The organism is Methanocella sp. MCL-LM, from assembly GCF_049676595.1.
GTDB lineage: Archaea > Halobacteriota > Methanocellia > Methanocellales > Methanocellaceae > Methanocella_A.
Window position 1 is genome coordinate 2,778,158 of record NZ_CP187259.1, and the last position, 25,428, is coordinate 2,803,585.

Here is a 25,428-nt window from a genome sequence, read left to right on the forward strand (position 1 = left end):
AGATAAAAGTTTTTACGCCAGTGCAGCAATCGGGTTAAAAAAAGTCTTCGAGGGATCACTTGATCCCCGACCCGAGGGCCGGGACATTAGTGACCCCCTGAATACTCCTGTTCAGCACAGGGTCGGGGCCGGAATCAGCGAAGTGGCGATACCGCCGAGCGTGAACGGGAACCCGAAGCCGTGAGCACCGAAGAACAACGGAGCGCTGTTAGTGCACCCGCCAAGGCCGAACATCCACGGAGTCACACCAAAGCCAGGCCCGACACAGCCACCCGCAGAGCCCAGGATAAAGGGCAGACCCTGACATACAGCGGTTGCTGCAGGCAGGCATGCGGGAAGCGCCGCGGGTATAGGCGGTGCACACACGGGCGGAATCAGCGAAGCAGCGATGCCGCCGAGCGTGAACGGGAACCCGAAGCCGTGAGCACCGAAGAACAACGGAGCGCTCTTAGTGCACCCGCCAAGGCCGAACATCCACGGAGTCACACCAAAGCCAGGCCCGACACAGCCACCCGGAGAGCCCAGGATAAAGGGCAGACCCTGGAAGCAGCCGGTTCCGAGGAAGCACGGGCTAAAGAACGAGCCTGTTCCGAAGCACGGGCTAAACTGGTTCCAGCCCAGACCGAAGGTACCTAAGCCAGCGCCAAGTCCCCAGTTGAATGGGAACCCACCTATTCCAAACCGGGAGAAGCCCCAGTTGAACGGGAATCCGAAGCCGCCGAACGCCCCGAAGCCAGCCGCTGTAGCGGTGCTGGAAAAGGCTGAGGTCAGCGACGATGCTGCGGTTGTCGCAGCGGTAGCGGATCCGATACCGATCTGAGCAGATGCCGGGACGTTGAACGCGAAGAGGACAACGACCAGCATCGATAATACGGCAAATTTCTTTATCGAACTCATACAATCCCCCCTACTTGACATTGATAAAGTAAAGGAAACGATAATAAATATATTATTATGTATTATAACGAAATCGAACCGCTTTCAAATCTATTATAACAGCCTTGGGACAAAATATCCAGAGATGTCATGCGGGGTAAAGAGTGACAGGGACGACACATTGCCCCTGGCAGAAGTCTAAAATAAGTAAAAGAAGAGGTGGCGACCCCGGTCGGATGACCCCGGTCGGACGCCTGCTGGTGGCACCTGTTGGCGGCACATGCCGGCGTATGCCCGCCGGCCGCGGCCAGACGACAGCACGCCCGGTTTACAGGAAGCCCATGGATGGCACAGGAGAGCCGCCGATGCTTAGCCATGGATAAGCGAATGCCATGGACTGCTTTTCCTGCATGAACTTGTTGCTCATCAGGAAGTCATCCTTGGCTGCGGACTGCGTGATAGTCGGGAATGCTGACCCGAAGGCACTGGTGCCACAGAACGAGCCCGCAGATGTCGGGAATGCAACTGCTGCTGACTCACTTGCCGAGGATTCGGCGAGGTTGTTTTCAAAAGCGGTCAGAGTGTGGTCCTGGACCAGCGTCGGGAAGCCCCATGACATCGGGACAAGAGACGCGCCCGCCGGAATGGATATGAGAATGGCGGCCAGCGCCAGCAAAACTACGGTAAAGAGTTTTCTAACCATTATACTACCCTCCTCAATGATTGTTTCTATGTTATATTGGCTTGAATTAATATATTATTATGTATAAAAACGAATAATCAGACTTTAGCATTAGATTAATGCGCCCGTTAAAGAAGTGCTCCCGCCACGGCAGGAAACCAGGAAAAAGAGAAAGAAGGAGGCGTTCTGCCCTCCTTTCAATTCATTTAGAAGCCGAAGCCGAAGCCCGGAATTGCTACGCCGCCGACACCTACGAACGGATATGCGAACGAAGCGCACTCAGAGGTCTGCGCGAAGTCGCAGTGAGTCAGCACCTGAGTCTGAGCGACGGTCTGTGCGATCGTCGGGAAGCCCAGGGTGAAGGAACCAGTTGTCGGGCAGCCGGGGAGGAGTGCCTCGCCGGTGTTGGCGAACGAAAGGGCGAATGCCTCAGTGTCCGTGGCAGCTGCCGTGTCCCTGTTGAATGCCGTTGTAGTACCGCTCTGCACAATCGTCGGGAACCCAAAAGCAGTTCCGACCAGGTTCGCACCGGCAGGTACAATCATAGAAGCGACGACCACTGCCAGTACAAAGAGTATTCCGTACTTAATCACCTTACTCATTAACTACCCTCCTCAATTATTAAATGTAGATTGGCAAGCGTCATTTAATATATTGTCATGTATAATAACGAATCTAAAAGGTTTTAAGACGATAAAATACAGGGAGTGCCCGACATATGAATATATACGGTCGGATTAACGGCGCGATCGATGACACGGAAAAAGATACTGGGCAGATAGTATCGCTGGCAACAACAGGCCCGGACCACTCGTGAAGATCAAGGATCATGACTACCCGGTTTCGTTTTGAAGAGAAGCCACATATGAGAAGTAGAGTATTAAAAAAATTAGAAAAGTAGGAGGCGTTTAGCCCCCTGCTATCTGGTTTAGAAGCCGAAGCCGAAGCCCGGAATTGCTACGCCGCCGACACCGACAAACGGATACGAGAACGCTGCGTTCTCAGTGGTCTGTGCGAAGTCGCAGTGAGTCAGCACCTGAGTCTGAGCGACGGTCTGTGCGATCGTCGGGAAGCCCAGGGTGAAAGCCGGAGAGGTCGGGCATCCGTCTAAGAGGGGCGTGCCAGTGTTGGCGAACGAAAGGGCGAATGCCTCAGTGTCCGTGGCAGCTGCCGTGTCCCTGTTGAATGCCGTTGTAGTACCGCTCTGCACAATCGTCGGGAACCCAAAAGCAGTTCCGACCAGGTTCGCACCGGCAGGTACAATCATAGAAGCGACGACCACTGCCAGTACTAAGAGAATTCCGTATTTCAGTATGTTACTCATATACTACCCTCCTCAATAAGCAAATCAATGTTGTAGATATATAATTAAATATATTATTGGTGTTTGCGGTGAATAATACCACCAAATGATCGTTAATAAGCAGCAATAGATACCGCACTGATGTAACCAGTCGGGACCATTAATATTAGTAAGCTGGAGAGAGCCAGCTATCAAAGATGCGTGACCGGCATTGCAGTAAAAAATGGACTTACAACGGGGCAAGACCGATACATAGTCAGCAGATATTTGAAACTATCCGGGATACCGGGTAAAACCCTTTATTCAAAATAGAGATAGAGGTTAATTAACAGGCAGATGTTAAACCGTCAGTACTGTCGGAGGTGGGTTCTGATGAGGCAAAGCGACGAAGAGCTTGTCAGGATTGTACTGGATGATGAAGACTTTAAAAAAGCGGCCAGTATCAACGAAGTCAAAGGAGTCGTCCGCAGAGTTCTCCGGAAACGGCTCATCGATATGCACATAGAAGACAGTTCAGAGGTTAGCGTGCGGCAATGTATGGTGAACAGACACCTCGAGTGGATCACTCTGAAAATTCTGCTGGACGTCGACGGTATTCTGCTGATACCGGAGCACATAGACGATCTAGAATACTTTAGAATGGCACGCGACAAAGACGACAACTATATGCCACGCTAGGAAACAGGGAATTGAAAAAGGGAAAGGCGGAGCACAAGGCTCCAGTCAGGTTTACCTGTGGGATGGCCTGGCGCCCGGAGCTGCATCCTTCTTCTCTTTCTTCGGTGCCAGCTCGTCGAGAGTCTTCTCGCCGTAGGCGGTCACCTTGGCGTTGATCTGCACCATCTCAGCGCTGATCTCGTCGCCGCGGAGCAGCTTTCTCTTCCTCATGCCGTCGTTTGCGGGGTGGTAGCCGATACCGCCCGAAACGAGCACCCTTCTGCGGACCTGGCCGGGAATGTCGCCCCTCATGGGAATGCCGGTCTTGTCCGAGCCGCCGGTGATGACCAGAGTATATCCGGGGAGGCCGGCGGTGTCGCCGTCGATCTCGGAACCGATGGGCTTGCCGATGAACTTGTTGACCTTGGGGCCGGTGACGTCCATATTGTAGGCCTTTCCGGTCTTGGGGTCAGATACTACTAACTTGAAATCTGCCATCTTATATCTCCTTCTTCTTTCTTAGATACAAATAAAGTATTTATAAGTTTTACCTGTGACCGCACAATCGTATTCAGCGTACGAATTCAGTATGAACCTCGTATGAATCCTGCGGACGAGAGTCGGCATGAAATTCAGGCGTCCGGCATATATAAATATTGCGGTAAAGCATCTCTGACGACACTGATCAACGTGTAAATAAGTAACCATTTTCATTCCGGGGAATAATTGGGCAGCCGTTTCATGTGATATTTCCCTGCCTTATATAGTCGAGATGCTCATGACAGTAACATTTATAAATAAGAAAAAAGAAGCCGGTTATAGGTGAAGCTAACATGAGTGACATCTATGCCAATGCGCGTTCGACGACGGACACGTCCGTCCGCAAGAAGGACGTCAACCCGACGAGCGGCATGTGCCCCATTTGTATACACGATTGTAAGACCTTATGCGAAGTTGGAAAGTCCGCCCTCCGTGGCAGAGAAGTATTATACCCGGACACTGAGTGGTTCGGCCACTCCACGGCCTCGTCTAACAAGGACTACGGCCTCGACTGGTCCGACTTCCAGATCCTTACCGAATGCCTCGGTGCCAGAGGTATCGAGCCAAACCCGGACAAAGCGACGTTCCCGGCAGCCGACATTACCACCTCCGTCGGTGGAGTACCCCTGAAGGTCCCCGTCTTCACGGCAGGCCTCGGCTCTACCGCAGTGGCCAAGAACTACTGGGACGGCCTCGCCATCGGCGCAGCCATCTCGGGTAGCATCCAGGTCATCGGCGAGAACATCTGCGGCATGGACATGGACGCGGTCATCACCAAGGGCAAAGTGACCAAGTCCCCTGAGCTGAAGTACCGTGTCGACAAGTTCCGGGAATTCTGGGACGGCAAGAACGGTGAAATCGTCGTGCAGACCAATGTAGAGGACCAGCGCCTCGGCACAGATGTCTACGCCCTGTCCAAGCTCGAAGTCAACGTGATCGAGCGCAAGTGGGGCCAGGGCGCCAAGGCCATCGGCGGCGAAGTCCGCATCTACGACCTGAAGAAAGCCCTCGAGCTCAAGCGCAGAGGCTACGTAGTCCTGCCCGACCCCGAGGACCCCGCAGTCCAGAAGGCCTTCAAGGACGGCGCCTTCAAGACTTTCGAGAGGCACTCCCGTGTTGGCTTCCCGGAGTTCAAGGGCTTCGTCGAAGACATCGAGTGGCTCCGTGACCAGGGCGCCAAGAAGGTCTTCCTCAAGACCGGTGCCTACCGCCCGGCTACGACCGCCTTCACCCTGAAGTGCGCATCCGCAGCCAGAGTCGACCTGCTGACCTTCGACGGCGCAGGCGGCGGAACGGGCATGAGCCCCGTACCCATGATGAACGACTGCTCGACCCCGACCGTGTACCTGCAGGCGCAGGTCATGCAGTGCGTCCGCATGATGAAAGAGAACGGCATGTACGTCCCCGACATCGCCTTCGCTGGCGGCTTCGTCAACGAGACCCAGATGTACAAGTCCATGGCCATGTCCGACCTCGGCACCGGCCCGACCATAAAGGCAATCGCAATGGCGAGAGCCCCGATCACCGCCGTCATGAAGGCAGACTACTTCGCCCAGCTCTCCAAGAAGAACGACCTGCCACCCCAGTTCGCCAAGGCGTACACCTCGGACCCCAACAAGTTCATGATCGCCTACAACGAGCTCGAGGAAGTCTACGGCAAGGACGTCAAGAACATCCCCATTGGCGCCATCGGCCTGTACACCTACTGGCACGACAGGATCGGCGTCGGCCTGCAGCAGCTGATGGCAGGAGCCAGGAAGTTCAAGCTCTGCTGTATCTCCCGCGGCGACATCGCCTCCATCACCGAGCGCGCCACCAGAGTCACCGGCATCCCGATGGTCTCGGAAATCGAGAACGACCTGATGTCCCGCATCCTGCTGGACGGCGCAGGCGAAGAAGCCCCCGTCAAGGCAGCAAAGCGCAAGGCAAAGGCTTAAAAAAGTAGATCTAACCCGCCAAAGGCGGGTTCTCTTTTTCTTTATCGTTCAAATCAGCGGGCCGGCCCCAACGATCATAATATAACTTCAACAAAACAAGCGACAAGTTACAGATCGTAGCATACAGGTTCAGCGAGAAGACGATCAGGTCGCTGATCCCGTACCCGTAAACGGTGAGGCAGAGCGAGCCAATGAACAGGATTAGCGGATAATACAGCGAGATATCCTTCGCGCTCTTCGTCTTGAATAGCCGGTAGGCCTGGGGAAAGAACGCCGATGCCAGCAGTACGCTGCCGAATATGCCGATTTCTGAGAACCCTACCATATGTAAATCAACGTATCATTGGGTAGATTGAAGAATATAATATCTTTTCGATGAAAAGAGTTCTAATGTATACGTATCGAGCCCTTGTTTATGCAGGCGAAGAGCATATCGAACGCTGCGCTGTGCCAGGATCACAGATTTCGACAGATTGCACAGATTGCACAGATAATAATCAATACAAGTGAATACTATCCGATCCTTTCTAGTAATTGATCACGTAGCCATCTGTGAAATCTGTGTCATCTGTCGTAATCTGTGATCTGGCACAGCGCAGCGATCGTCTTGTTGTCTCGCGAAAAGTCTATGGCCGGGTCCTGCGCCGCCGGTACTTCTTTTTCCCCTTGCTCCCCTCGTGTGGCGTCCTGAACTTGTCCCGGGAGAACTGGCGCAGCCCTTCGATGGTGCCCATGAAGGTGCCGTCGAGGAGGTATACTTCGGATTCCTCGAGGTGGACTGCTTTGGAAGTGAACAGCGGCCCGAGGAGGTCGCTGTGGAAGGACTCGTTGAAGGCGATGCCGCCGCATAATTCATTGAACGAGGGGACGATGAACAGCTCCGGGTCGTGCCACTCGAACTCTTCTGTCTTGTAGTTGGCAGCGACAGCATCCTTGTCTAGCTTCGCCCGGATCCAGGCCTGCTTCGTGAGGGTGTGGCCGACGATATCGGTGAGCTTGATCGTAGGGTGGTTGTGGGATATGACCCAGTGGCTGCACTGGAGCAGTTCTTTATCGGGCCACGTGTGCCCGTGGAAGTACGCTACCCCGTCGATGATGGCCCCTTTTGAGTCGTGGAGGGTGATGTCCGGGTTGCGGGGGATAAGTTTCTCGATACCGCCGTCGTGGTTGCCGGGAATGATGTCGACCAGCGCCTTGCGGGCGATCTCGTCGAGGAAAGCCGGCACCTCGCCTTCCTCCTGGAAAGAGGTGCGGGGCACGTTGTGCTTGATGTCGCCGAGCAGGATGACCCTGTCCGGCTGCGCCTCGCCGATGTAGCCGTTGAGCCGGTCGATGCGCCGGGCTATCTGCGAGGGGATATTGATGCCGCTATAGTACAGGTCGTGCTCGATACCGAGGTGGACGTCGGCGATGACCAGCGACGTTTCCTCGTTCTTCACGACCAGCGCGGGTGCGTCCAGTAAAGGTAAAAGATCGGGCATAAAATTGCTGGAAAAGACTGCTCAGTCTATATTAATATCCTTTTCCTCGGCCAGAGAGCAGAGGATTCCTGGACCTCCGGCAAACGTTATTACCTTTTAAGCGCTATACCAAGTAGAAGGTTACCATCGTGTTCATCGGCGTGGATCACGGCACTACAGGCATCCGTTTTGCAGATATAGAGGGCCGCTGGGTGGAGATTTCCCGGAAGCAGGCTAAGGATATGTCTCACGAGGAGATCATATCCACAGTCCTGAACGGCCTCGGGGTAAAAAAGGCAGATGTGGAACTGATCGCCGTCAACTACTCGATGGGCGACGGTATCTCGAAGATCACCCCGATCGGTAAAGTGCAGAACAGGGGCATCATCAGCCGGGAAGGCGCCGGAGTCCACATCGGGGGCGGCACCAACGTGTACGATGCGATTGAAGCGTCGGGCATCCCTGCCGTGATTGTACCGGGCATCCACCGGGGCAACTATGGCCACCCTTGTTTCAGGGCGTATTCTCACGGCGCCAGCGCGGATAAGCTGGGCATCGCCTACAATGCTTACATGAGTTCCGGGGACCGCAACTTCATCGTCGCGGACATCAGCTCCAATACTGTTACGATGGGCGTGCAGGACTTGAAGATGTTAGGCGCCATCGACGCCTGTATCTTCGCCCCGGGAGTGCACCACGGGCCGCTGGACTTGCAGGCCATCCGCGACGTCGACGCCGGGCTGCTTACGGCCAACGATGCCTTTTCGATTGCCGGAGTGACTAAGACTATTCCCTTCAAGTCGCTGGACGTGCTGATCGGGGCCCTGGAGCATAACGAGCCTGACGCCCTCTGGGCGTTCGATACCATCGCAGTCTTCGCAGCCATGGAGATCGCCTCGTTCTTGCTGCTGGTGCCGGATGCAAAGGTCTTCACAGCAGGCTCAGTCGGCTCTATGGACATAGTGCTTGAGAGGATCTCCGGGCTGGTAAAGAAGGATATTAAGGTGCTCGGCAAAATGTCAGCCGCGGTTGGGCTCGCCCAGATTGCCAGGGATGTTGACAGCGGTAAAAAGGACATCCTGGGAATCGGTGTCCATGAATAATTAGTTCTTCCAGCCGGGCACCATCTCGAGGAAGTACCAGTGGAACCTCAGGTCGTCGGTCAGCTCCGGGTGGAAGGCCGACACCAGCAGGTTCTTCTGCCTCGCGGCCACGATGAAATCGTCGCACATCGCCAGCACTTCGACATTTTTACCGGCGCGGACGATGGCCGGAGCTCTGATAAAGACTGCGTTGAACGGCTCGTCGAAGCCGGCTATCGCCAGAGGCGCCTCGAAGGAGTCGATCTGTCTGCCGAAAGCGTTGCGGTTGACGGTGATGTCCATAAGGCTAAAAAGCTGTTGCTTAGTCTTCGCCACTTCCTCGTCCCCGTGGCTGGCCAGCAAAATCAGGCCGGCACAGGTACCCCAGATCGGCATGCCCTGCTTCGCCTTTTCGATAATCTCCTGCGCTATGCCCTCCCGCCAGGCAAGCCTGCACAAGGTGGTACTTTCGCCGCCCGGGATGACGATCGCGTCGCACGTCGGCACGATGCCGGAGTGCTTGATAGTCACTACCTCACCCTTACCCCCGAGCGCACGCTTCATAGCCTCCACGTGCTCCTCTACGTTGCCCTGAATAGCGATAACACCGATGCGCATAATCTTCTGCCCGCATATGATACGTGAGAGATTTAAAACTTTTCTACGCCGGCAAATCAGCGTACTAACCACGGCGGCACGGCTCCTTATCCTGGCAACTGTAGATCAAATGTTAAACCACGACGGCACGGCGACACAGAGACAATTCGAGAAACGATGACAGGATGGTTATTTGAACCACAGCGGCACGGCGACACAGAGACAACCCGTACCCGAATAACAAGGCCTTCTTTTTATTGATCCACGGCGGCACGGCGGGCTGACAGCACGGAGACAAATAGGTTTTCCTTCCTTTAGGTTATTGATGGAAAGTCAGGCTGAAACGATTGGTCAGTCAGGGTATGATTAATGCTCTGTCTTGGTGTCGCCGTGGACATAAAAAGACTTCACTTATACTGGTTCACCCCTGTCTTGGTGTCGCCGTGCCGCCGTGGTTATAGTTACCACTAGCTTGTCATGGATCTCCCTGTCGTGGTGTCGCCGTGGACATAAAAAGACTTCACTTATACTGGTTCACCCCTGTCTTGGTGTCGCCGTGCCGCCGTGGTTAGAACATCTGTTTTCCAGATGTCGAGATAAGGAGCCGTGCCGCCGTGGTTCAAATATCTGATCTCTAGTTGCCAGGATAAAAAGGCGTGTCGGCGTGGTTTAAGAAAAGTTAAGCCGTAGTGGTTATTTGCCACTACCGGCGATAAAAAGTAAGTCGCTCAGGATGGCACTGGCCGTCTCAACGGAGCCGGCGCCTTTGCCGATGATGCAGATGTCGCCGGCAAGCTCGGTTTCGATGAGCGCAGCGTTGAGGGTGCCCTGGACTGCGAGCGGGTGGGTCTTGGGTACGAGCCTGGGGCTGACTTTGAGAATGCGCTCGTCGCCGTTGGGCTTGACTTCGCCGATGAGCTTCACTACATAGCCTTCGTCGCTGGCGAGCTTGAGCGCCTCGAGGGAAACGCTGGAAATACCCTGGACGCTAACATCGTCTAAGGTGACGTCCATGCCGAAGATGGCGTTGGCGAGGATGACTATTTTCAGGGCGGTGTCGATACCCTCTACATCGTAGGTCGGGTCGGCTTCTGCGTAGCCGAGTTCCTTGGCCTCGGAGAGCACCATGTCGTAAGGCAGCGCCTCGGCGATCATCCTGGTGAGGATGTAGTTGCAGGTGCCGTTGAAGATGCCTTTGACACCCTTTATCTGGTTGCCGGCCAGAGGGGCCCTCATCAGATTAAACACAGGCATGGCTCCGCCGACGGTGGCCTCGAACATGAAATGGACGGATTTTGATTTTGCCAGCTCGGTGAGCATCCGGTACTTGTTGGCTACAGGACCCTTATTGGAGGTCACAACGTGTTTACCGCGGCTCAGAGCTTCCGTAATACAGGACAGGCCCGGCTCACCGGTCTTCGCGTCGGTCGGGGTGACCTCGATCAGGATGTCGTAGTCGACAGTCTTGACTACGTCCATGCCGGTCATCGGCGTTCGCTTCAGGGTGCCGTCCCGCTTTTGCTTCAGGACTGCTGCCGGGTCAAGCCCGTTCAGGTGGACGGCTGCGCCTTTGGAGTCAGTGACGGCGACGAGCTTGAACTCCGCGCCCTTTTCGGGGTACTGGCATTTGCTGTCGGCCAGCACCCGGAGGACGCCCTGGCCCACGCTGCCCAGCCCGATGAGTGCGATCTTATAGGTCTTCATGCTGCTCAGGCCTCCGTATCAATGGGCTCGATGACGAGCAGGTCTTTGTCTTTGGCGATGGCCCGGAGCAGGTTCATGGCCTTCTTAACCTCGGCCTTGCCGGCTGCACTGATACCGATCCGGGCGGAAGATTTCAGGTTAATGCCCGGCATGCTCATGGCCAGGTCGACTACTTCAGCATAGCCCGTCCGGTCGATCTGGTCGATGGTGTCCCGGATGTCCGAATGGATGATGTGCCCGACCAGGATTACGGTGCGGTGCTCCAGCAGCTTGGCTTCGTTGACGCGGATGATAGCGACGTCCCGGGACTCGAGCCTGTACTTCAGGTCCTCCAGCCCTTCCGCTATGTCAAAAGTCACCTGAATGGGAATCGTGCCTCTCGGCGTCCGCTTTTCGTGGTGATGCACAACGCTGACGATGTTGCCCCCCGAATCGGATATGGGCGCCAGCGCGTTTACGAGCTGACCGGGGATGTCCTTCAGCTCCAAATCCATCGTAATTCTCATCTGTCCACCATCGCAAGTGTGATACTATTTGTTCCCCGTCCGAATATAAGGTTATTGGTGAAAGAATGGAAGTCTCGGAAGCAATCGGCAGCCGTCGGTCGATAAGGCGCTATAAGAATGACAGTATTCCCCCGGAGTTCGTGGATAAGATCCTTCAGGCCGGTCAGCTGGCCCCGTCAGCCGGAAATCTCCAGGGCAGGGAGTTCATCGTCGTGCAGGACTCGACGACAAAAGACCGTCTCAGCGACGCAGCCCTGAAGCAGAGGTTCGTCAGAGATGCACCCGTATGCATAGTCGTCTGCACCAACCTGCCCCGGACGAAGAACAAATACGGCTCCAGAGCCGACCTCTACGTACTCCAGGACACCGCCGCCTCTGTCATGAACATGATGCTCCAGGCAGTAGACCTCGGGTTAGGTACCTGCTGGGTCGGCGCCTTCGAGGAAAACAGAGTTTCGGAAATATTGAAGTTACCCCAGGGTATCAGGCCTGTGGCGATAATACCGGTAGGCGTGCCCGATGAAGTGCCGGATATGCCCGAGCGACTCGGGGCCGAGATTGTACATTACGATCGCTGGTAAGCCCCATGGTTATTTGAACCACGGCGGCACGGCGGCACGGAGACAGTTGGTACCAGTACAATGGAATGGAGACTAAAACCACGGTGACACGGAGACAGAGCGTACCCGAATGACAAGGCTCTTTTTTATGATCCACGGCGACACCGAGGGCCGAGGGCACGGAGACAACCACCTTATATAGAATTATTGTGCTAAACCTGATAGGATTCAACTGAGCGCTAGAGCTCTCAGATTATTGATCCGATACTCAAGCTAAAACGATTGGCCGGTAAACCGCTTTTAGTTAATGCACTGTCTCCGTGTCGCCGTGGACTAAAAAGAGTTCACTTTTTACCGGTTCACCACTGTCGCTGTGTCGCTGTGCCGCCGTGGTTCAAATAACCATCCAGCAGTCGTTTCTCGCTTTGTCGCTGTGTCGCTGTGCCGCCGTGGTTCAAATAACCATCCAGCAGTCGTGGATCGTACTGTCTCGAAGTCGCTGTGCCGCCGTGGTTCAAACATTAGATCCTGCAATCGTTTCCCGCTTTGTTTCCGTGTCGCCATGGTTCATTGCGTACCGGAGGGTATAATTGTCTAACACTGCTTCTGCAGCAGCATTTCGAGGTAGGACTCTCGTATCAGGTCGGCCGTTACTCCAAGTTCCCGGAGGATGGCGGTGACTTCGTCCCGTTTAGCCACGATCTCTTTCTGGTTTTCGGCCATGGCCTCGACTTCGACGAATTCGCCCAGGCCTTCGACCCGGTCGAGGCAGATTTCGGCGTTCTTGTAGTGGTAGATCTGGCGCTCCTTGATGACGTCCAGTGTCTTCCTGAAGCCCAGGGAGATGAGGATGTCTTCCATCTTGTCCCGGTCGCCGACCTCGACTTCGACCTCTTTGCGGGTCTTGCTCAGCGGGTCGAGCTTTTTGCCCTTGTATGTCATGTAAATCCGGCTGCCCTGCTCCCGGAGCCTCAGGGCTTCGTCGGTGTCTTTGAAGTCCCGGTGGGGGGCGTTATAATAAGAATCGATCTGCCAGACCTTCTTCTCGAAGACAGCACCGAGCTGGTTCAGCTTGCGGGTTAATTCGGCCCGGCCTGCCGGGGCCTTGATCTCTACCTCAATCATCGGAGAATAGTGGCCGGACAAGCGATATAATCGTTGCTGTGTTAAATTTTTATGGCCGGAGAGCGTACTACAAATTTATGGCACGGACCCGGGCGGTCATCATCGACATCGATAACACTACCCTCTCCTGCGATCAGCGAAGGGCGGCCCTTTGCGCAGAGGTAGCCGGGAGGCCTGTCGCGGAAGGTGAGGTCAGGCAGGATCTCTACTGCTCACGCCTCCTGACGAACGTACAGCAGGCCGCTTATTTTGACGCTTTCATGTCGACCAGGCTCATGTTCATGGACCAGCCCTATCCCTGCGCTGCAGAAGCCCTGGAGGCAGTGCGAAGCCGTGATACCAGGATCATTTTCCTCTCCGGCCGGTTTCTCAGCCCGGTCGATAAAAGCCGGGCCACGCTTGAGTTCATGCGGCGCTACGGTATCTTCAAGGAGGGAGATGCAGCGATCTTCAAGCCCTCTATGGACGTCTTCGACTTCGACTTCAAAGCCGCAGAGATCGAGTCCCTGAAAAAGCAGTACGACATCCTCTGGGCGATCGACGACACGCCCCACAGCCTCAAGATCTTCAAGCAGGAAGGCATCTACAGCATCGCGATAACCACCAGCTACCCGCCCGCCAGGTTCGACTTCGCGGACCTGATCGTAGATGGGTGGGACGAGGTACTGATGAAGATACAACAAGGAGAGATAGTTGTTTAGGCTCGGCGACTCAACAAGACAAACTCTACGCTGTGCGTTTCCAGTTGCTCATTTGGCGTGAGACAGCAAGACGAACGCTGCGCTGTGCCAGATCACAGATTACGACAGATTTAACAGATTGCACAGACGACTACATTAGATAAGATGACCACTGCGAGCCATTCCATTTTTTATTATCGGTTAGCATCTGTGGAATCTGTCGAATCTGCCGTAATCTGTGATCCTGGCACAGCGCAGCGATCGTCATCGTTCACGAGCACAGAGGTAACCGGGTATCGAAAAGTACCAGAGTTATCAGAAACCGGCACAGCGCAGCGTTCGTGTACGGAGTCGCTTACCTATAACATTAGACACTCACGTCCAGATTTTTCCCCGGGCCCGCCAATGTTACCGTAACAGTTATCAAAGTAAAGCGTCATTATGACAGCAAGATTTCACAGGTGTATAATTATGGCTATCCAGAAAGGAGATTTCATCAAGCTGTCATTCACCGGTAAGCTCGAGAACGGCACCGTTTTCGACACGACCGATGCCAACGTGGCCAAGGAGTTCGGCCTGTACAACGACCAGGCGACCTACGGCCCGGAGACCATCATCGTCGGCAAGGGCTACGTAGTGGCAGGCCTGGACGAGGACCTCGTCGGCAAGGACGTCGGCTACAAGGGCAGCGTCACAGTGCCCCCCGAGAAGGGCTTCGGCATGAAGCGCATCGACCAGTACGAAACCGTCCCCGTCAAGAAGTTCAAGGAGCCCGTCAGGCCGGGCATGAGGATCACCGCAAACGGCAGGCAGGGCGTCGTGGAGAGCATCGCTGGCGGCAGGGCGAAGATCAACTTCAACGCACCCTTCGCAGGCGAGACTCTGGTCTACGAGTACACCATCGAGTCCCTGATCGAGGGCAAGGCAGAGAAGGTTTCCTCCGTCGTCAAGATGTTCGCAGGCAAGGAACTCGATCAGAAGCTCGAGGACAACAAGGTCATCATCGACGTGCCCATGGAGTACGCCTTCAACCAGCGCTGGACCATGGCCAAGAGCATGATCGCCTCCCAGATGTTCGAGCTCGACATAGCCGAGGTCGTTTTCCAGGAGACCTACAAGAAGCCCGCTCCGGCGGCTGCAGCGGAAGAGAAGAAGGAATAACCTTCTCTCCCCGTCACCTTTTTCTTAATATTTTTCATATGCTTTGCCCGCAAGCGAAGTAAGTAAAAAAAGCAGTTTTATAATCTTCTGAACACTAGCAGCGCAGCTCCGGCTATCACGGCGATGCCAGCTATAGATCCCACAGCTATGATGCCGCCCGGGCTATTGTTTGCCCGGGTATCCGAAGCTGACTCCGCGGTGAAGACTGCTTCTGTCCCCGCCATGGGATCGCTTACATCGTGGGCAGTCTGTGTCACTGGCACAGGTGTTACCGTCGGCTCGATGGTAGGACTGAGAGTCGGAGTCACAACCGGCGTGGCCGTCGGCGTTGGAGTAGGGGTGGGCGAGGGCACAGGGGCGGTCACAGTAAACCTTAGCGTCCGATACTTGCCGTCCACCGTTTCGAGGTTTCCTGCCTTATCCATCGCCTTAAAGGTGACCGTGTAGGTGCCCGGGTTGTTAAAGGCTATGGGAGAGCTGTAAGTGATATGGTTATCTCCCTGAATGCCCCAGTAGTAGATAGCCGATACACCTGAGCCACCGTCGTTGTCCGTGGCGGTGAAAGAGAGCTTCACCCCGGTATCATATGATCCATCCGACTTTTGGGGCTTAGAGAACTGGTAGGTTGTCGTGGGCGCGATGTCGTCGTTACAAACCGTAAAGGTGCACTTGTCGTATAAGGAGCCGTTTACGAACAACTTAGCGATGTACTCCCCTTCAGCTTTGTCGTCGGACCAGGTGATCGAGCCGTTGCTCGAGTTGCCGAGCTCGCCGGGGGAGTAGACTATGGTTCCGTCTTTGGGGTATATCTCGATCTTGTGCGAGCCATTAGTGATATCTGGCGTGTTATAAGACAGCTGAACGTTCTCACTGGTCTTGTATTTGCTCTTATCTGTCTCTATGCCCGCCTCGCACGCAATCGTCAGAGAACTGCAGATCACAACTGCAAGTAGCAATGCAACACCGATACTTCTGGCCGTTTTCGACAGAAATATACCTCTTTTAGTCACGGACATACCTCCCGCTTATCCGGCCAGTAGTCCCCCACTTTCGTCTTACCAGCACTGGCGCTTATAGATCAATAACTACGAGTACAGTATTAGTATTTTCTGTCATTAGCGCCACGGGGGTTAGCTGGAAGCTATATATCCACAGAGGGAGAATAGTATCGCTACCAGGGAATACGCATGGCAATCAAAAAAGGCGATTTCATCAGGCTCTCGTTCACTGGAAAGCTCGAGGACGGAAGCGTCTTCGACACGACTGACGAGGCAGTGGCAAAGAAGCAGGAAATTTTTGATGAGGATAAGAAGTATGAACCGATGACGATCATCGTCGGCTCCGGGTTCCTGGTCGAGGGCCTGGAGGAAGACCTTATCGGGAAAAAGGCAGGCGACAAAGCTGTCGTGACTGTGCCGCCGGAGAAAGGCTACGGCGAGCGCAGCCTCGACGCCATCGAGATCGTCTCCACCAAGAAATTCGAGGGGAAGATCGAGCCCGGCCAGATGGTAGAGTATAACGGCAAAGTCGGCTTTATCGAGAGCATCTCGGGCGGCCGGGTGAAGGTCGACTACAACGCTCCGCTCGCTGGCAAGAAGCTGACCTACGAGTACAAGATCGAGGAAATCATCGAAGACCGGGAAGAAAAGATCAAGGCGCTGCTGAAAGGGTACGTAAGCGAAGACGCCGAGTTCAAGCTCAAAGAGGATACGATCAAGATCGAGGTCCCCAAGGAACTGTCCATGGACGAGTCCTGGATTGTGGGCAAAGCCCTCATCGCCAGGTTCCTGGTCGGCTCCGCCGGGCTGAAGAAAGTCATCTTCCGGGAGACCTTCACCGAGGACGACTTCAAGGACGAAGATGAACAGGAAGAGTAAATTCTGAAGATCGGCCCCCAAGAGGCCTTTTTTTACATCGCAAATACGCAGGGACGCAAAGAGTTACAGACAAACGAGATAATAGTTGCGTCCCTGCGTCTTTCGCATGAAAGTCACATTACGAACGCTGGGCTTTGTGTTTCTGATTGCTCATATGACATGAGACAGCAATACGATCGCTGCGCTGTGCCAGAAACACAGATTGAAACAGATGCCACAGATTACACAGATACTTATCGATGAGAAATCGATATACCGTCTACCGCTTTGATTCTAATGCCATCTGTGAAATCCGTGTAATCTGTCAGAATCTGTGATCCTGGCACAGCGCAGCGATCGTCTTCGCATCGCCTCGAGAACGCCTGCTAAAGCAGGCGTTCAAAAGGCGAACATGAAGATAAAATAATGCAACACAGTACATTAGCGTCTTTGCGGTTAAAGTAAAATTTATGCTTTGACGCCTTTGCAGTATTCTGGATGCAAGCGATAATAATAAAAGGTTTAAGGCCGCAGCTCGACCTTTTTCAATGTCAGCCCTTTCCCGCAGGGCCCTATCTCTTCGCTAAACACTTCGCAGATGGTGTACTTTTCTCCGCTGGCGATGCCGTCGGGGTGGCAGAGAGCGAAGTTCACGCACTCTTTGTCGCAGTCCGGCGCCTCGTAGGTCATCCGGGAGCCGTTGAAGGCTTTGCGGGATTCCATGACCGCGATGATCGGACAGGCCACCACTTCTACCGCCTTGACGCCGGTATCGTGTACCAGGCAGTCCAGTTCCATGCCGTTGCGTAAGCCCACGATGCGGTATTTCTTGTTTTTGTCCAGGTTAAGGCAGATGTTTTTAAGCTTGCACTTCTCGCACTCGGCGGCGGGGCCACGGTAGATAAACTCGTTGCCGGGAACTGCAAGCTTTGATCCGATGAGAGTGATAACGAAGTCGGGTTCGGCCATTTTAATTCTCCGCCATGATGAGCATAGTAAAATGATCAGCAGGGACGTTTATGACTATAAACAGTATTATGATAAAAATTTTCTCTCCAGTGATAAAATGGCATGCGGTGAGATGTTTATGCCGGGCTCCGCCGGCAGAGCCGGCGGTTGCAGCTCCGCCGGTACAGGAATCGCCTGCTCAGGAGCTGATGCCGCTCGCCTGATCGGGCCGGCCCAGGGTCCGGGAGGACTCCAGATCGGCCGAGAACTGGTTAAGCCTGGCAGCCAGCCCTCTGAAGTGAGGCAGATAGGCTTCGTAGTAGGTGATCCGCTCCGGGTGGAGCCCGCTGGCAGTTACCGCCTGCTTAAGCTCGCCCACCCGCTTTGAGACATTAGCCCGCACAGCGCCGTTGGCCGAGTTGACCGTTCCGTCGCCCAGGAATATACCTGCGGCACCGCTCTCGAGTGCATATATGAGGTGTTTGGCCTCGAGCCGCATGATGGAGGGGACCTTAATGATCCGCACCCCGTCAGGATAGGATATCCGGTTTACTCCGGCATTGTCAGCTGCTACGTAGCTGATATTTTCGTCCAGGAAGGCGACGATGTTTGCACCGGAGCCGAGGCACCCGTCGATGCGAGCGAACAGCTCTTCGTCGCTGCACGACGGCATCGTGATCGCGTGCTCCGGGCACCTGGATATGCAGCCGCCAAGGCCGATGCACGAGAGAGGATCGATAGTCACTTTCCCGTTCACGTAGGGAGCGCCATAGGGGCAAAGTTTGAGACATATGCCGCACTTCGTGCAGCGCTCCGGATCGATGACGGCAAACTTAGGCTCGACAGCCAGAGACCTGGCGCTCACCAGCTCTGAGGCTTTCGAGGCCGCTGCCCTTGCCTGGATGATCGATTCGGTGATGTCCTTGGCGCCCTGGGCTGTCCCGCAGACGAAGATGCCCCGGGAAGTCGTGGTGGCCGGATCGAGCTTCGGGTGCTTCTCCCTGACGAAGAGCTCCGGCGAAAGGCCGATGCCGAGAGCTTTCGCCGCTCCGAGGGTGCCTTCGGAGGGCTCGAGAGCACAGGAGAGTACGACCATATCGGTCTCCAGCTCCAGGGGCCCGTTACCCAGCGTATCTTCCACCCGGACCAGCAGGCCGTCGCTGTTGAGAATTTCTCCCACCCGGCCGCGGATGAACTTCACGCCTTTCTTCTGCACGTCCCGGTAGTAGTTTTCGTAGGTACCCGGAGCCCGGATGTCGGTATAGCAGATGTAGACCTCCGTCCCCGGGAAGTGCTCCGAGATGTAGTGAGCGTGCTTCAGGGCAGTCATACAGCAAACCTTGGAGCAGTACGGGATAGAGCCGGGCTTTTCGTCTCTCGATCCCACGCACTGGACCATGACAATGCGCCGGGGACGTTTACCGGTCGAGGGGACTTCCAGCCTGCCTTTGGTAGGGCCGTTGATCGCCAGCACCCTGGCCAGCTCGGTCTGGGTCAGCACATCCGGGAACTTACCATAGCCCAGCTCATGTTTGGCAGACGGGTCCATTTCCCGGTGGCCGGTGGCGACGATGATAGCTCCGACCCGGAGAGTTTTCTTCTTAGCCTTCCGGCCCAGATCGATGGCTTTAACATCGCACGACCGGACACATTTGCCGCACTTTTTACAGGCGCCCGGGTCGATGGAGTACGTGCCCGGCACAGCCTGGGCAAAGGGCTTATAGGCAGCTTTCCGGTTTGAGAGGCCGGCGTTCCACTCGTCCGGCACCTGAATGCTGCATGCAGCCGAGCATTTACCGCACGAAACGCACTTCTCAGGGTCGATGAAAACAGGCCCCGTCTCTACCGTAACCCGGAAGTCGCCCGGATGTCCCCGAAGATCGGTCACCTGAGACTGGGTCATGATGCTGATGCGGTTGTTCCTGGCTACTTCTCCCATCAGCGGGGCCAGCGAGCACAGCGCACATTCCTCGGTGAGCCTGTCAGGAGAGAACACTTTGCCTATCCGCACCATGTTGCCGCCGATAGTGGTATCCTTCTCCGCGAGGAATACTTTGATGCCGTGCCGGGCCAGCGCAAGCGAGGCAGTAATACCGGAAATGCCTCCGCCGATGACGAGCACGCTTTTACGGACGCTGACCGCTGCCTTGTCGAGCGGCTTCTTCTGCCTTACGGCGTACAGGGACGAGCGGACGATATCGATGGCCCGCCCGGCCTGGTTTTCGCCCGGCACCCAGGAGCACTGCTCCCGGATGTTGGCGATATCGACAAGGTGAGGGTTGATACCTGCCTCCGAAGCGCAGGCCTGGAAGGTGCGCTCGTGCACTCCGGGAGAGCACGCGGCCACGACTATCCGGTCAAGGCCCAGCGCCCCTGCCCTTTCCCGGATCAGCGCCTGGCCAGCAATCGAGCACATGTAGGGGAAGTCTTCCACGCACTCCACCCCTTCATGCTCCATAGCCCGCTTCACTGCTTCGATGTCCACGGTGCCCGAAATATTGTCGCCGCAGTGGCAGATGAAGACGCCGACTCCACCCTGTTTCACGGCTTCACCCCCAGCTTCTCCAGCAGCGGCTCGACGGGCACTGCATGCATGTCGAGGCCGATATCCGCCGGCCTGGCGCCGAGGGCGAGAGCGATGAGTTCTGAGAAGTACAGCACGGGTACGCTGCTGCCGGCGACTGATTCCTGGTAATAGTCGAGGTTAAAGGTGCAGCCCGGGCACTGGGTCAGAATAACGTCGGGAGACGCCTCGAGGATGCTGCCAAATTTCCTCTTCAGCACCGCTTTCGGGTATTCCCGGTCCAGGACCGTGTGATGGAAGCCCATACCACAGCACAGCGATCTCTCCGAGTACTCGACGATCTCGCACCCGAGGCCGGAAGCGAGGTTATCCAGCACCACCGGCCGCTCGAAGTCGCCTGCCGAGACGTCTTCGTAAAAGATTTTCGAATAGTGGCAGCCATGGTGAGTGACCGCCTTGATGCCGGCCATGGGCAGGACAGCTTTAGCGGCGATTTCCCCGAGCCGGCCCAGGAAAACTTCCGAAATATGGCTGATCGATGAAGGCGGGACATATTTCCTTCCTGCCCCGGCAAGTACAGCATCAGTCTGCTCCTTTAAAGCCCCATCGTGCTCAATCATGGCCTGGCACTCCCGGAGGTTGCCGTAAGACGTCGGACAGGTGCAGACAATGTTCTTGCATGGCGATTCTGCCGCGAGCGCAAAGTTTCTGGCGTTCAGGGCCAGGTTGGTCCGCAGAGGTATGAAGCCGGCGTGGTAGCCAAACCCTGCGCAGGAAGAGTGACAGGGATCGTCAACATACGTGATGCCGAGCCGGTCCAGCACATAGCGGACGGATATCTCGATACCCGGGTACAGGGAGCCTGTCACACAGCTTTTGAACAGGTACAGGTCATCGTGAGGGATACGCTTATTTCTGGTCATCGCTATCACTGCATCCTGTGGCGTTCAGTATGTGCCGAATTTCAGCCATAGCACCCTCTGGAATCCTGCAGGCCCTGGCGTCTTCTTTCTCGTAGCCGAGCCTTGCCCGCCTCTCGAGGTTGCCTGCACATCGGCCGTAGGTAGCCGGGCCGAACTCCCTCAGAAGGTCATCAGTCATCATCTGCGGGAGAAAAGTCTCGCCACGGCGGTACAGGTTCTTAAGAATCAGAGTCCGGGCTGCCTTGATCTCGCTGCTTATCTTACCCTCTGCAAGGAACTTTTCGCGCAGCGCAAGCACAGCCTCGCCGACGCTGTTGTTTCTCGGGCACCTGGCCCGGCAGGAGTAGCACTGGCCGCACCGCCACACGGCATCGATCAGAGAATCAGTCAGGCCGAGTGCCAGCCGGCTCATCACCACCCGGGGGAGGTAATCGTCAAAGGCATAAGCTGCCGGGCAGCTCGCCGTACACCTGCCACACTGCATGCACTTCTCGAAGCCGGAGCCAGAGAGCCTGGAGTCCGTGAGGCATTCCTTTGAGGAGCGGCTGGTGCCCAGGCGGATACGTGTGGCCATGATTAGAAATATTACCATGGCGATATTAAAACTTTCCCAGAGAGAGATTAATATGTCCTTATTAGGACATATAATAACTATTTGATGTCGTATTGTATAATATTTTGGCCCAAAAAATGAAAACTTATATCTTAATTGCACCGAATTTGTAATTGTACAAGTGTGGTAGATACTCATGGGCTCATACACGCTGGTCTGCCCCGGGTCGGGGAAGACCGTTCCAGACCACTATACTTTAAACTGCGACTGCGGCTCCCTGATCAGGGCCGAGTATACTGCCAGGCAGCTTACCTTAAGAAACCTGCCGGGCATGTGGAAGTTCTACGACTGGCTGCCTGCGAGCGGCCATACAGATACGCCGGGCGCCACTGTGACATATAAGAGCGAAGGCCTGGCAAAAGAGCTGGGCATCGACCTGCACGTGGCCTTCAACGGCTACTGGCCCGAACGGGGGGCGGACATGAAGACCTGCAGCTTTAAAGAGCTGGAGGCACCGCCGACCATCATGAGGGCAAAGGAACATGGAGGGAAGGCCATGGTCCTGGCCTCTGCCGGCAACACCGCCAGGGCATTTGCGTACCTCTCGACTATCACCGGCTTCCCGCTGATCGTCGTGGTTCCTAAGCAGAACGTAGAAAGGCTGTGGATTCCCGGCCGGGAGCCCGGAGAAGGTATCAAGCTGATCTCAGTGGGCGGAGGATGCGATTATACCGACGCGATCAACCTATCTAACCGGATCGCTGCGCTCCCGGGGATGATGCCCGAAGGCGGAGCGAAGAACGTGGCCCGCCGGGACGGCATGGGCACCGTAATGCTGGACGCTGCGGTCACCATGAAAGAGATGCCCGACGATTACTTCCAGGCGATAGGCAGCGGCACCGGAGGCATCGCCGCGTGGGAAGCATCCATGCGGCTGCGCGACGACGGCCGGTTCGGCGCCAGGCTGCCCCGGCTCCACCTCGCCCAGAACCTGCCCTTCGTGCCCATGCTGAACGCGTGGAAAGAAGGCCGAAGGAACATTATCCCGGAAAGAGACATGCCAGATGCGAAAAAGTCCATCGCGGAAATGTACAGTGACGTGCTGTCCAACCGGACCCCGCCGTACGGAGTCGGCGGAGGCGTGTTCGATGCGATGAAAGATACTGACGGGCTGATGTATGGAATTACCCGTGAAGAAGCGGTGGCCGCTAAGAAGCTCTTCGAGGCGAGGGAAGGCATCGACATTCTGCCGCCCGCCGCAGTCGCTGTGGCTGCGCTGGTACAGGCTTCCGAGAAGGGCATACAGAAGGGCAGAAAAGTCGTGCTGAACATCACTGGCGGCGGCCAGGAGCGCCTGATGCGGGAAGTGCCCGTCCACCAGGTGGAGCCCGTGCTGGAAGTTCCGGGCCCGGACGTAGCCATGGAAGAAATACTGAAGGTGATCGCATGATGGAAGCGAAGGGAATGAACGTAGAGCAGGCTGTCATCGACGTGATGAAGGAGTGCAAGATCGACACGGTGCTGACCCTGCCCTGCGATCGCATGAAAAATTTTTTGCCGCTGATACCCAAAAACTTCAGGGAAATTCCCCTGTCCAGGGAAGAAGGGGGTACCGGTATTGCAGCGGGCCTCTATATGGCCGGTAAAAGACCGGCCATCGTCATCCAGAGCACGGGTTTAGGCAACTCATTGACAGTGCTGTCCTCGCTCCACAAGACCTACGACCTGCCGCTGCCAATACTGGCCAGCTGGCGGGGTGTCTACAAAGAAGGCATCCCGGCCCAGGTACACTTCGGCAAATTCCTGCCAGGGGTCCTCGACAGCATGGGAATCCCCTACCTGGTAGCCGAAAAGTCCGGTGACCTGCCCGCTGTTCGCGACGCGATCGAAATGGCTTACAGGGAGAGCACACCGTACGTAATCCTCTTCTCCCCGAAGATCTGGGAAGGCTCTGCTGCAAGAGAGGCAGAGCCGTCACCGAACCCCGGGGAACGGAGCTACGACCTCAAGTGTAGCACCACGGTGCCCCGGGCCACCGAGAGCAGGTTGGACATGATCAAGGGAATTGTACCCTACCTGCGCGGAAAAATCGTCGTCTCCAACATAGGCGTGCCCAGCAAAGAGCTGTACGCGGCACTGGATCAGCCCACCAACTTCTACATGACCGGCAGCTGGGGAGCGGCTTCACCCATCGGGCTCGGCCTGGCCATCGGCCAGCGTAAGGAAGTGGTCGTGATCGACGGCGATGGCAGCATCCTGTTCAACCCCAACGCCATCGGTATGATCGCGCAGGAAAAGCCGGAGAACCTGACGGTGATAGCCTTCGATAACAGCGCCCACGGCTCCACCGGAAACCAGCCCACCTACTCTTCCCGCATGGATATCGAGTTGCTGGCACGCGCCTACGGCATCACCAACACCACCAAAGCGGCCACGTCTAAAGAGCTGCTCGGCGTGCTGGAGAAGGCTGGCAAAGGCCCCAGGTTCATCCATGTGCCGGTCCTGGCGAAGAACGCCGACGTGCCCAACATACCCCTGTCGAATGTGGACATCAAGAAAAGGTTCATGGCTGCGATATAGTGCTGAAGGATCCCCGGCACAGCAGAACCGCCTTAGAACGCCTGCTTTAGCAGGCCTCTTATAAGGCGATGCATAGTCCTCCAGGAGCTTATAGGCAAACGCCTATGTCAAATTACCATAAAAAGTGGTGAACCCCCGGAATATTTAGCATAGAATAGCATCGAGCAAGTAATGCTATTCTAAATAGCCCGAAACTTTTAAGTACGTTGAAGTATATGTGGATTCCTGCACCCGTGTGGTGCAATATGCGGAACAAGACCATCCCGTCCTAGCTCAGCCTGGTCAGAGCGGTCGGCTGTAGACCTTAAATACGACTGCGGAAACCGACAGGTCCCCGATTCAAATTCGGGGGACGGGACCTTTTCCCCATATACGTGTCCCCTAACACGTGCCACCAAACGGAAAACTATAAGTGCTTTCAAGCTCTTGTAGGTGCGCTAAAACGCAGTGCTAAAACGCAAAATGCTCGGATAGTGTAGAGGCCTATCATGGGGCCCTGTCGAGGCTCCGACTCGGGTTCGAATCCCGATCCGAGCGCTAAATTTTTAAAATAAAATGTCGGGAAAACTTTTTCCAAAAAGTTTTTCTGACTTTTAACACTTTATCATGCCTTGAAAAGGCTATCAAAAAGGACATAATTTTAGATCTTTTATCGCTTCTGTGGAGTAGCCTATAAAAATCCGCACTCACGCTTATCATCGCGTTTGAAGTACCAGTTCATCGATCTTCAAACAGGCAAGTTGAGGTAGGTTATTATGGGATTTATGAGAAAGCACATGAAGCAGACTGAGTATCACATGAGGCCTCCGGGCCATTACAGCGAAGCGTGCGAATGCCCGATGTGCGGCGGTGAGGAGGGGAAAAAGAAGCTTTTCGTGGCGATGGTCTTCTTCGGAGTAATGGCGATCGCCAACATGTTCATCGTCGGGATACTCCACCTGATGCTCCATGCGAGAGATGCTATGAAAGAGTAAGATCGAAGTTAATGTTACAGCCCCGCCCACATACTCTGCGAACCTGCAGTAGCTAAGAGGACGGGGCGATATCGTTTTGATACAGGGCCCCAGCATATCGGCGGACTGACCATTGGACAGCATATGCGCCTGCAGAATAATCGGCATACGTAAAAGCCGATGGCTTGCAGACCATTACATTTAATTATGAGTAGATAGAA

At 55.3% G+C, this 25,428-nt stretch carries 26 protein-coding genes and 2 tRNA genes; 12 read left to right on the forward strand and 16 right to left on the reverse strand.

The window, feature by feature from the left end; translation table 11 throughout:
- Positions 1 to 111 precede the first annotated feature (111 nt).
- The 4 genes from ACPLPM_RS14200 to ACPLPM_RS14215 all read right to left on the reverse strand — a co-directional run bounded on the left by ACPLPM_RS14200 (position 112) and on the right by ACPLPM_RS14215 (position 2,882).
- Complete coding sequence (locus ACPLPM_RS14200; RefSeq protein ID WP_424357430.1) at positions 112 to 897, reverse strand: hypothetical protein; 786 nt, start codon at positions 895 to 897, stop codon at positions 112 to 114.
- Positions 898 to 1,204: 307 nt separating this feature from the next.
- Positions 1,205 to 1,579, reverse strand: coding sequence for a hypothetical protein (locus tag ACPLPM_RS14205; RefSeq protein WP_424357431.1), 375 nt, complete (start codon positions 1,577 to 1,579; stop codon positions 1,205 to 1,207).
- Between the two features lie 185 nt (positions 1,580 to 1,764).
- Positions 1,765 to 2,160, reverse strand: coding sequence for a hypothetical protein (locus ACPLPM_RS14210; RefSeq protein WP_424357432.1), 396 nt, complete (start codon positions 2,158 to 2,160; stop codon positions 1,765 to 1,767).
- Positions 2,161 to 2,486: 326 nt separating this feature from the next.
- Positions 2,487 to 2,882 (reverse strand): hypothetical protein, encoded by a 396-nt coding sequence (locus tag ACPLPM_RS14215; RefSeq protein WP_424357433.1) that lies wholly within the window; start codon positions 2,880 to 2,882, stop codon positions 2,487 to 2,489.
- Positions 2,883 to 3,233: 351 nt separating this feature from the next.
- On the opposite strand from ACPLPM_RS14215, the gene ACPLPM_RS14220 reads away from it, so the two are divergent.
- Positions 3,234 to 3,539 carry a hypothetical protein gene (locus ACPLPM_RS14220; protein ID WP_424357434.1) on the forward strand — a complete coding sequence of 102 codons (306 nt, stop codon included), beginning with the start codon at positions 3,234 to 3,236 and terminating at the stop codon, positions 3,537 to 3,539.
- Positions 3,540 to 3,590: 51 nt separating this feature from the next.
- Here ACPLPM_RS14220 and ACPLPM_RS14225 read toward each other — a convergent pair whose 3' ends face one another.
- The gene (locus ACPLPM_RS14225) at positions 3,591 to 4,016 is read right to left on the reverse strand and encodes a 30S ribosomal protein S6e (RefSeq protein ID WP_424357435.1); all 426 of its coding nucleotides are present in this window, start codon (positions 4,014 to 4,016) and stop codon (positions 3,591 to 3,593) included.
- A gap of 335 nt (positions 4,017 to 4,351) precedes the next feature.
- Here ACPLPM_RS14225 and ACPLPM_RS14230 point away from each other — a divergent pair, with 335 nt between their 5' ends.
- The gene (locus tag ACPLPM_RS14230) at positions 4,352 to 5,995 is read left to right on the forward strand and encodes an FMN-binding glutamate synthase family protein (RefSeq protein WP_424357436.1); all 1,644 of its coding nucleotides are present in this window, start codon (positions 4,352 to 4,354) and stop codon (positions 5,993 to 5,995) included.
- A gap of 10 nt (positions 5,996 to 6,005) precedes the next feature.
- On the opposite strand, the gene ACPLPM_RS14235 is transcribed toward ACPLPM_RS14230, so the two are convergent.
- Positions 6,006 to 6,320, reverse strand: coding sequence for a SemiSWEET family sugar transporter (locus tag ACPLPM_RS14235; protein WP_424357437.1), 315 nt, complete (start codon positions 6,318 to 6,320; stop codon positions 6,006 to 6,008).
- A gap of 301 nt (positions 6,321 to 6,621) precedes the next feature.
- Positions 6,622 to 7,476, reverse strand: a complete 855-nt coding sequence (locus ACPLPM_RS14240) for a metallophosphoesterase (protein WP_424357438.1) — start codon at positions 7,474 to 7,476, stop codon at positions 6,622 to 6,624.
- Positions 7,477 to 7,604: 128 nt separating this feature from the next.
- Here ACPLPM_RS14240 and ACPLPM_RS14245 point away from each other — a divergent pair, with 128 nt between their 5' ends.
- The gene (locus tag ACPLPM_RS14245) at positions 7,605 to 8,558 is read left to right on the forward strand and encodes a methanogenesis marker 12 protein (protein WP_424357439.1); all 954 of its coding nucleotides are present in this window, start codon (positions 7,605 to 7,607) and stop codon (positions 8,556 to 8,558) included.
- Here ACPLPM_RS14245 and pdxT read toward each other — a convergent pair whose 3' ends face one another.
- The 3 genes from pdxT to ACPLPM_RS14260 all read right to left on the reverse strand — a co-directional run bounded on the left by pdxT (position 8,559) and on the right by ACPLPM_RS14260 (position 11,344).
- Positions 8,559 to 9,155, reverse strand: coding sequence for a pyridoxal 5'-phosphate synthase glutaminase subunit PdxT (gene pdxT, locus ACPLPM_RS14250; protein WP_424357440.1), 597 nt, complete (start codon positions 9,153 to 9,155; stop codon positions 8,559 to 8,561). It lies immediately after the preceding gene.
- 672 nt (positions 9,156 to 9,827) lie between these two features.
- Entirely contained in the window at positions 9,828 to 10,838 is a 1,011-nt protein-coding gene (locus ACPLPM_RS14255) for a homoserine dehydrogenase (protein WP_424357441.1), read from the reverse strand.
- Positions 10,839 to 10,843: 5 nt separating this feature from the next.
- The gene (locus ACPLPM_RS14260; RefSeq protein WP_424357442.1) at positions 10,844 to 11,344 is read right to left on the reverse strand and encodes an amino acid-binding protein; all 501 of its coding nucleotides are present in this window, start codon (positions 11,342 to 11,344) and stop codon (positions 10,844 to 10,846) included.
- Positions 11,345 to 11,409: 65 nt separating this feature from the next.
- Here ACPLPM_RS14260 and ACPLPM_RS14265 point away from each other — a divergent pair, with 65 nt between their 5' ends.
- Positions 11,410 to 11,925 (forward strand): nitroreductase family protein, encoded by a 516-nt coding sequence (locus tag ACPLPM_RS14265; RefSeq protein WP_424357443.1) that lies wholly within the window; start codon positions 11,410 to 11,412, stop codon positions 11,923 to 11,925.
- Positions 11,926 to 12,498: 573 nt separating this feature from the next.
- Here ACPLPM_RS14265 and cyaB read toward each other — a convergent pair.
- Positions 12,499 to 13,029, reverse strand: a complete 531-nt coding sequence (cyaB, locus tag ACPLPM_RS14270; RefSeq protein ID WP_424357444.1) for a class IV adenylate cyclase — start codon at positions 13,027 to 13,029, stop codon at positions 12,499 to 12,501.
- A gap of 77 nt (positions 13,030 to 13,106) precedes the next feature.
- On the opposite strand from cyaB, the gene ACPLPM_RS14275 reads away from it, so the two are divergent.
- Positions 13,107 to 13,730, forward strand: a complete 624-nt coding sequence (locus ACPLPM_RS14275; RefSeq protein ID WP_424357445.1) for a hypothetical protein — start codon at positions 13,107 to 13,109, stop codon at positions 13,728 to 13,730.
- Between the two features lie 450 nt (positions 13,731 to 14,180).
- Positions 14,181 to 14,870: an FKBP-type peptidyl-prolyl cis-trans isomerase gene (locus ACPLPM_RS14280; RefSeq protein ID WP_424357446.1), complete on the forward strand. Its 690-nt coding sequence runs from the start codon at positions 14,181 to 14,183 to the stop codon at positions 14,868 to 14,870.
- A gap of 77 nt (positions 14,871 to 14,947) precedes the next feature.
- Here ACPLPM_RS14280 and ACPLPM_RS14285 read toward each other — a convergent pair whose 3' ends face one another.
- Positions 14,948 to 15,886, reverse strand: a complete 939-nt coding sequence (locus ACPLPM_RS14285) for a PKD domain-containing protein (protein WP_424357447.1) — start codon at positions 15,884 to 15,886, stop codon at positions 14,948 to 14,950.
- Between the two features lie 171 nt (positions 15,887 to 16,057).
- On the opposite strand from ACPLPM_RS14285, the gene ACPLPM_RS14290 reads away from it, so the two are divergent.
- Positions 16,058 to 16,747: an FKBP-type peptidyl-prolyl cis-trans isomerase gene (locus ACPLPM_RS14290; protein ID WP_424357448.1), complete on the forward strand. Its 690-nt coding sequence runs from the start codon at positions 16,058 to 16,060 to the stop codon at positions 16,745 to 16,747.
- 501 nt (positions 16,748 to 17,248) lie between these two features.
- Here ACPLPM_RS14290 and ACPLPM_RS14295 read toward each other — a convergent pair.
- The 4 genes from ACPLPM_RS14295 to ACPLPM_RS14310 all read right to left on the reverse strand — a co-directional run bounded on the left by ACPLPM_RS14295 (position 17,249) and on the right by ACPLPM_RS14310 (position 21,695).
- Positions 17,249 to 17,695: a UPF0179 family protein gene (locus ACPLPM_RS14295; RefSeq protein ID WP_424357449.1), complete on the reverse strand. Its 447-nt coding sequence runs from the start codon at positions 17,693 to 17,695 to the stop codon at positions 17,249 to 17,251.
- Between the two features lie 178 nt (positions 17,696 to 17,873).
- Entirely contained in the window at positions 17,874 to 20,219 is a 2,346-nt protein-coding gene (locus tag ACPLPM_RS14300) for an FAD-dependent oxidoreductase (RefSeq protein WP_424357450.1), read from the reverse strand.
- Complete coding sequence (locus ACPLPM_RS14305) at positions 20,216 to 21,121, reverse strand: CoB--CoM heterodisulfide reductase iron-sulfur subunit B family protein (RefSeq protein ID WP_424357451.1); 906 nt, start codon at positions 21,119 to 21,121, stop codon at positions 20,216 to 20,218. Before ACPLPM_RS14305 ends, ACPLPM_RS14300 begins: the two co-directional genes overlap by 4 nt.
- Entirely contained in the window at positions 21,108 to 21,695 is a 588-nt protein-coding gene (locus tag ACPLPM_RS14310; RefSeq protein ID WP_424357452.1) for a 4Fe-4S dicluster domain-containing protein, read from the reverse strand. The genes ACPLPM_RS14305 and ACPLPM_RS14310 overlap by 14 nt, the downstream gene beginning before the upstream one ends.
- A 175-nt stretch (positions 21,696 to 21,870) precedes the next feature.
- Between ACPLPM_RS14310 and ACPLPM_RS14315 the strand changes: the two genes are divergently transcribed.
- The 5 genes from ACPLPM_RS14315 to ACPLPM_RS14335 all read left to right on the forward strand — a co-directional run bounded on the left by ACPLPM_RS14315 (position 21,871) and on the right by ACPLPM_RS14335 (position 25,228).
- On the forward strand, positions 21,871 to 23,124 hold the full coding sequence (locus ACPLPM_RS14315; RefSeq protein ID WP_424357453.1) for a cysteate synthase: 1,254 nt from the start codon (positions 21,871 to 21,873) through the stop codon (positions 23,122 to 23,124).
- The gene (comE, locus tag ACPLPM_RS14320; protein ID WP_424357454.1) at positions 23,121 to 24,254 is read left to right on the forward strand and encodes a sulfopyruvate decarboxylase subunit beta; all 1,134 of its coding nucleotides are present in this window, start codon (positions 23,121 to 23,123) and stop codon (positions 24,252 to 24,254) included. Before ACPLPM_RS14315 ends, comE begins: the two co-directional genes overlap by 4 nt.
- Positions 24,255 to 24,516: 262 nt before the next feature.
- Positions 24,517 to 24,612 (forward strand) — tRNA-Tyr (locus tag ACPLPM_RS14325).
- A 106-nt stretch (positions 24,613 to 24,718) separates the two neighbouring features.
- Positions 24,719 to 24,791: transfer RNA gene (locus ACPLPM_RS14330), tRNA-Asp, on the forward strand.
- 239 nt (positions 24,792 to 25,030) lie between these two features.
- Positions 25,031 to 25,228, forward strand: coding sequence for a hypothetical protein (locus tag ACPLPM_RS14335; protein WP_424357455.1), 198 nt, complete (start codon positions 25,031 to 25,033; stop codon positions 25,226 to 25,228).
- Positions 25,229 to 25,428 lie beyond the last annotated feature (200 nt).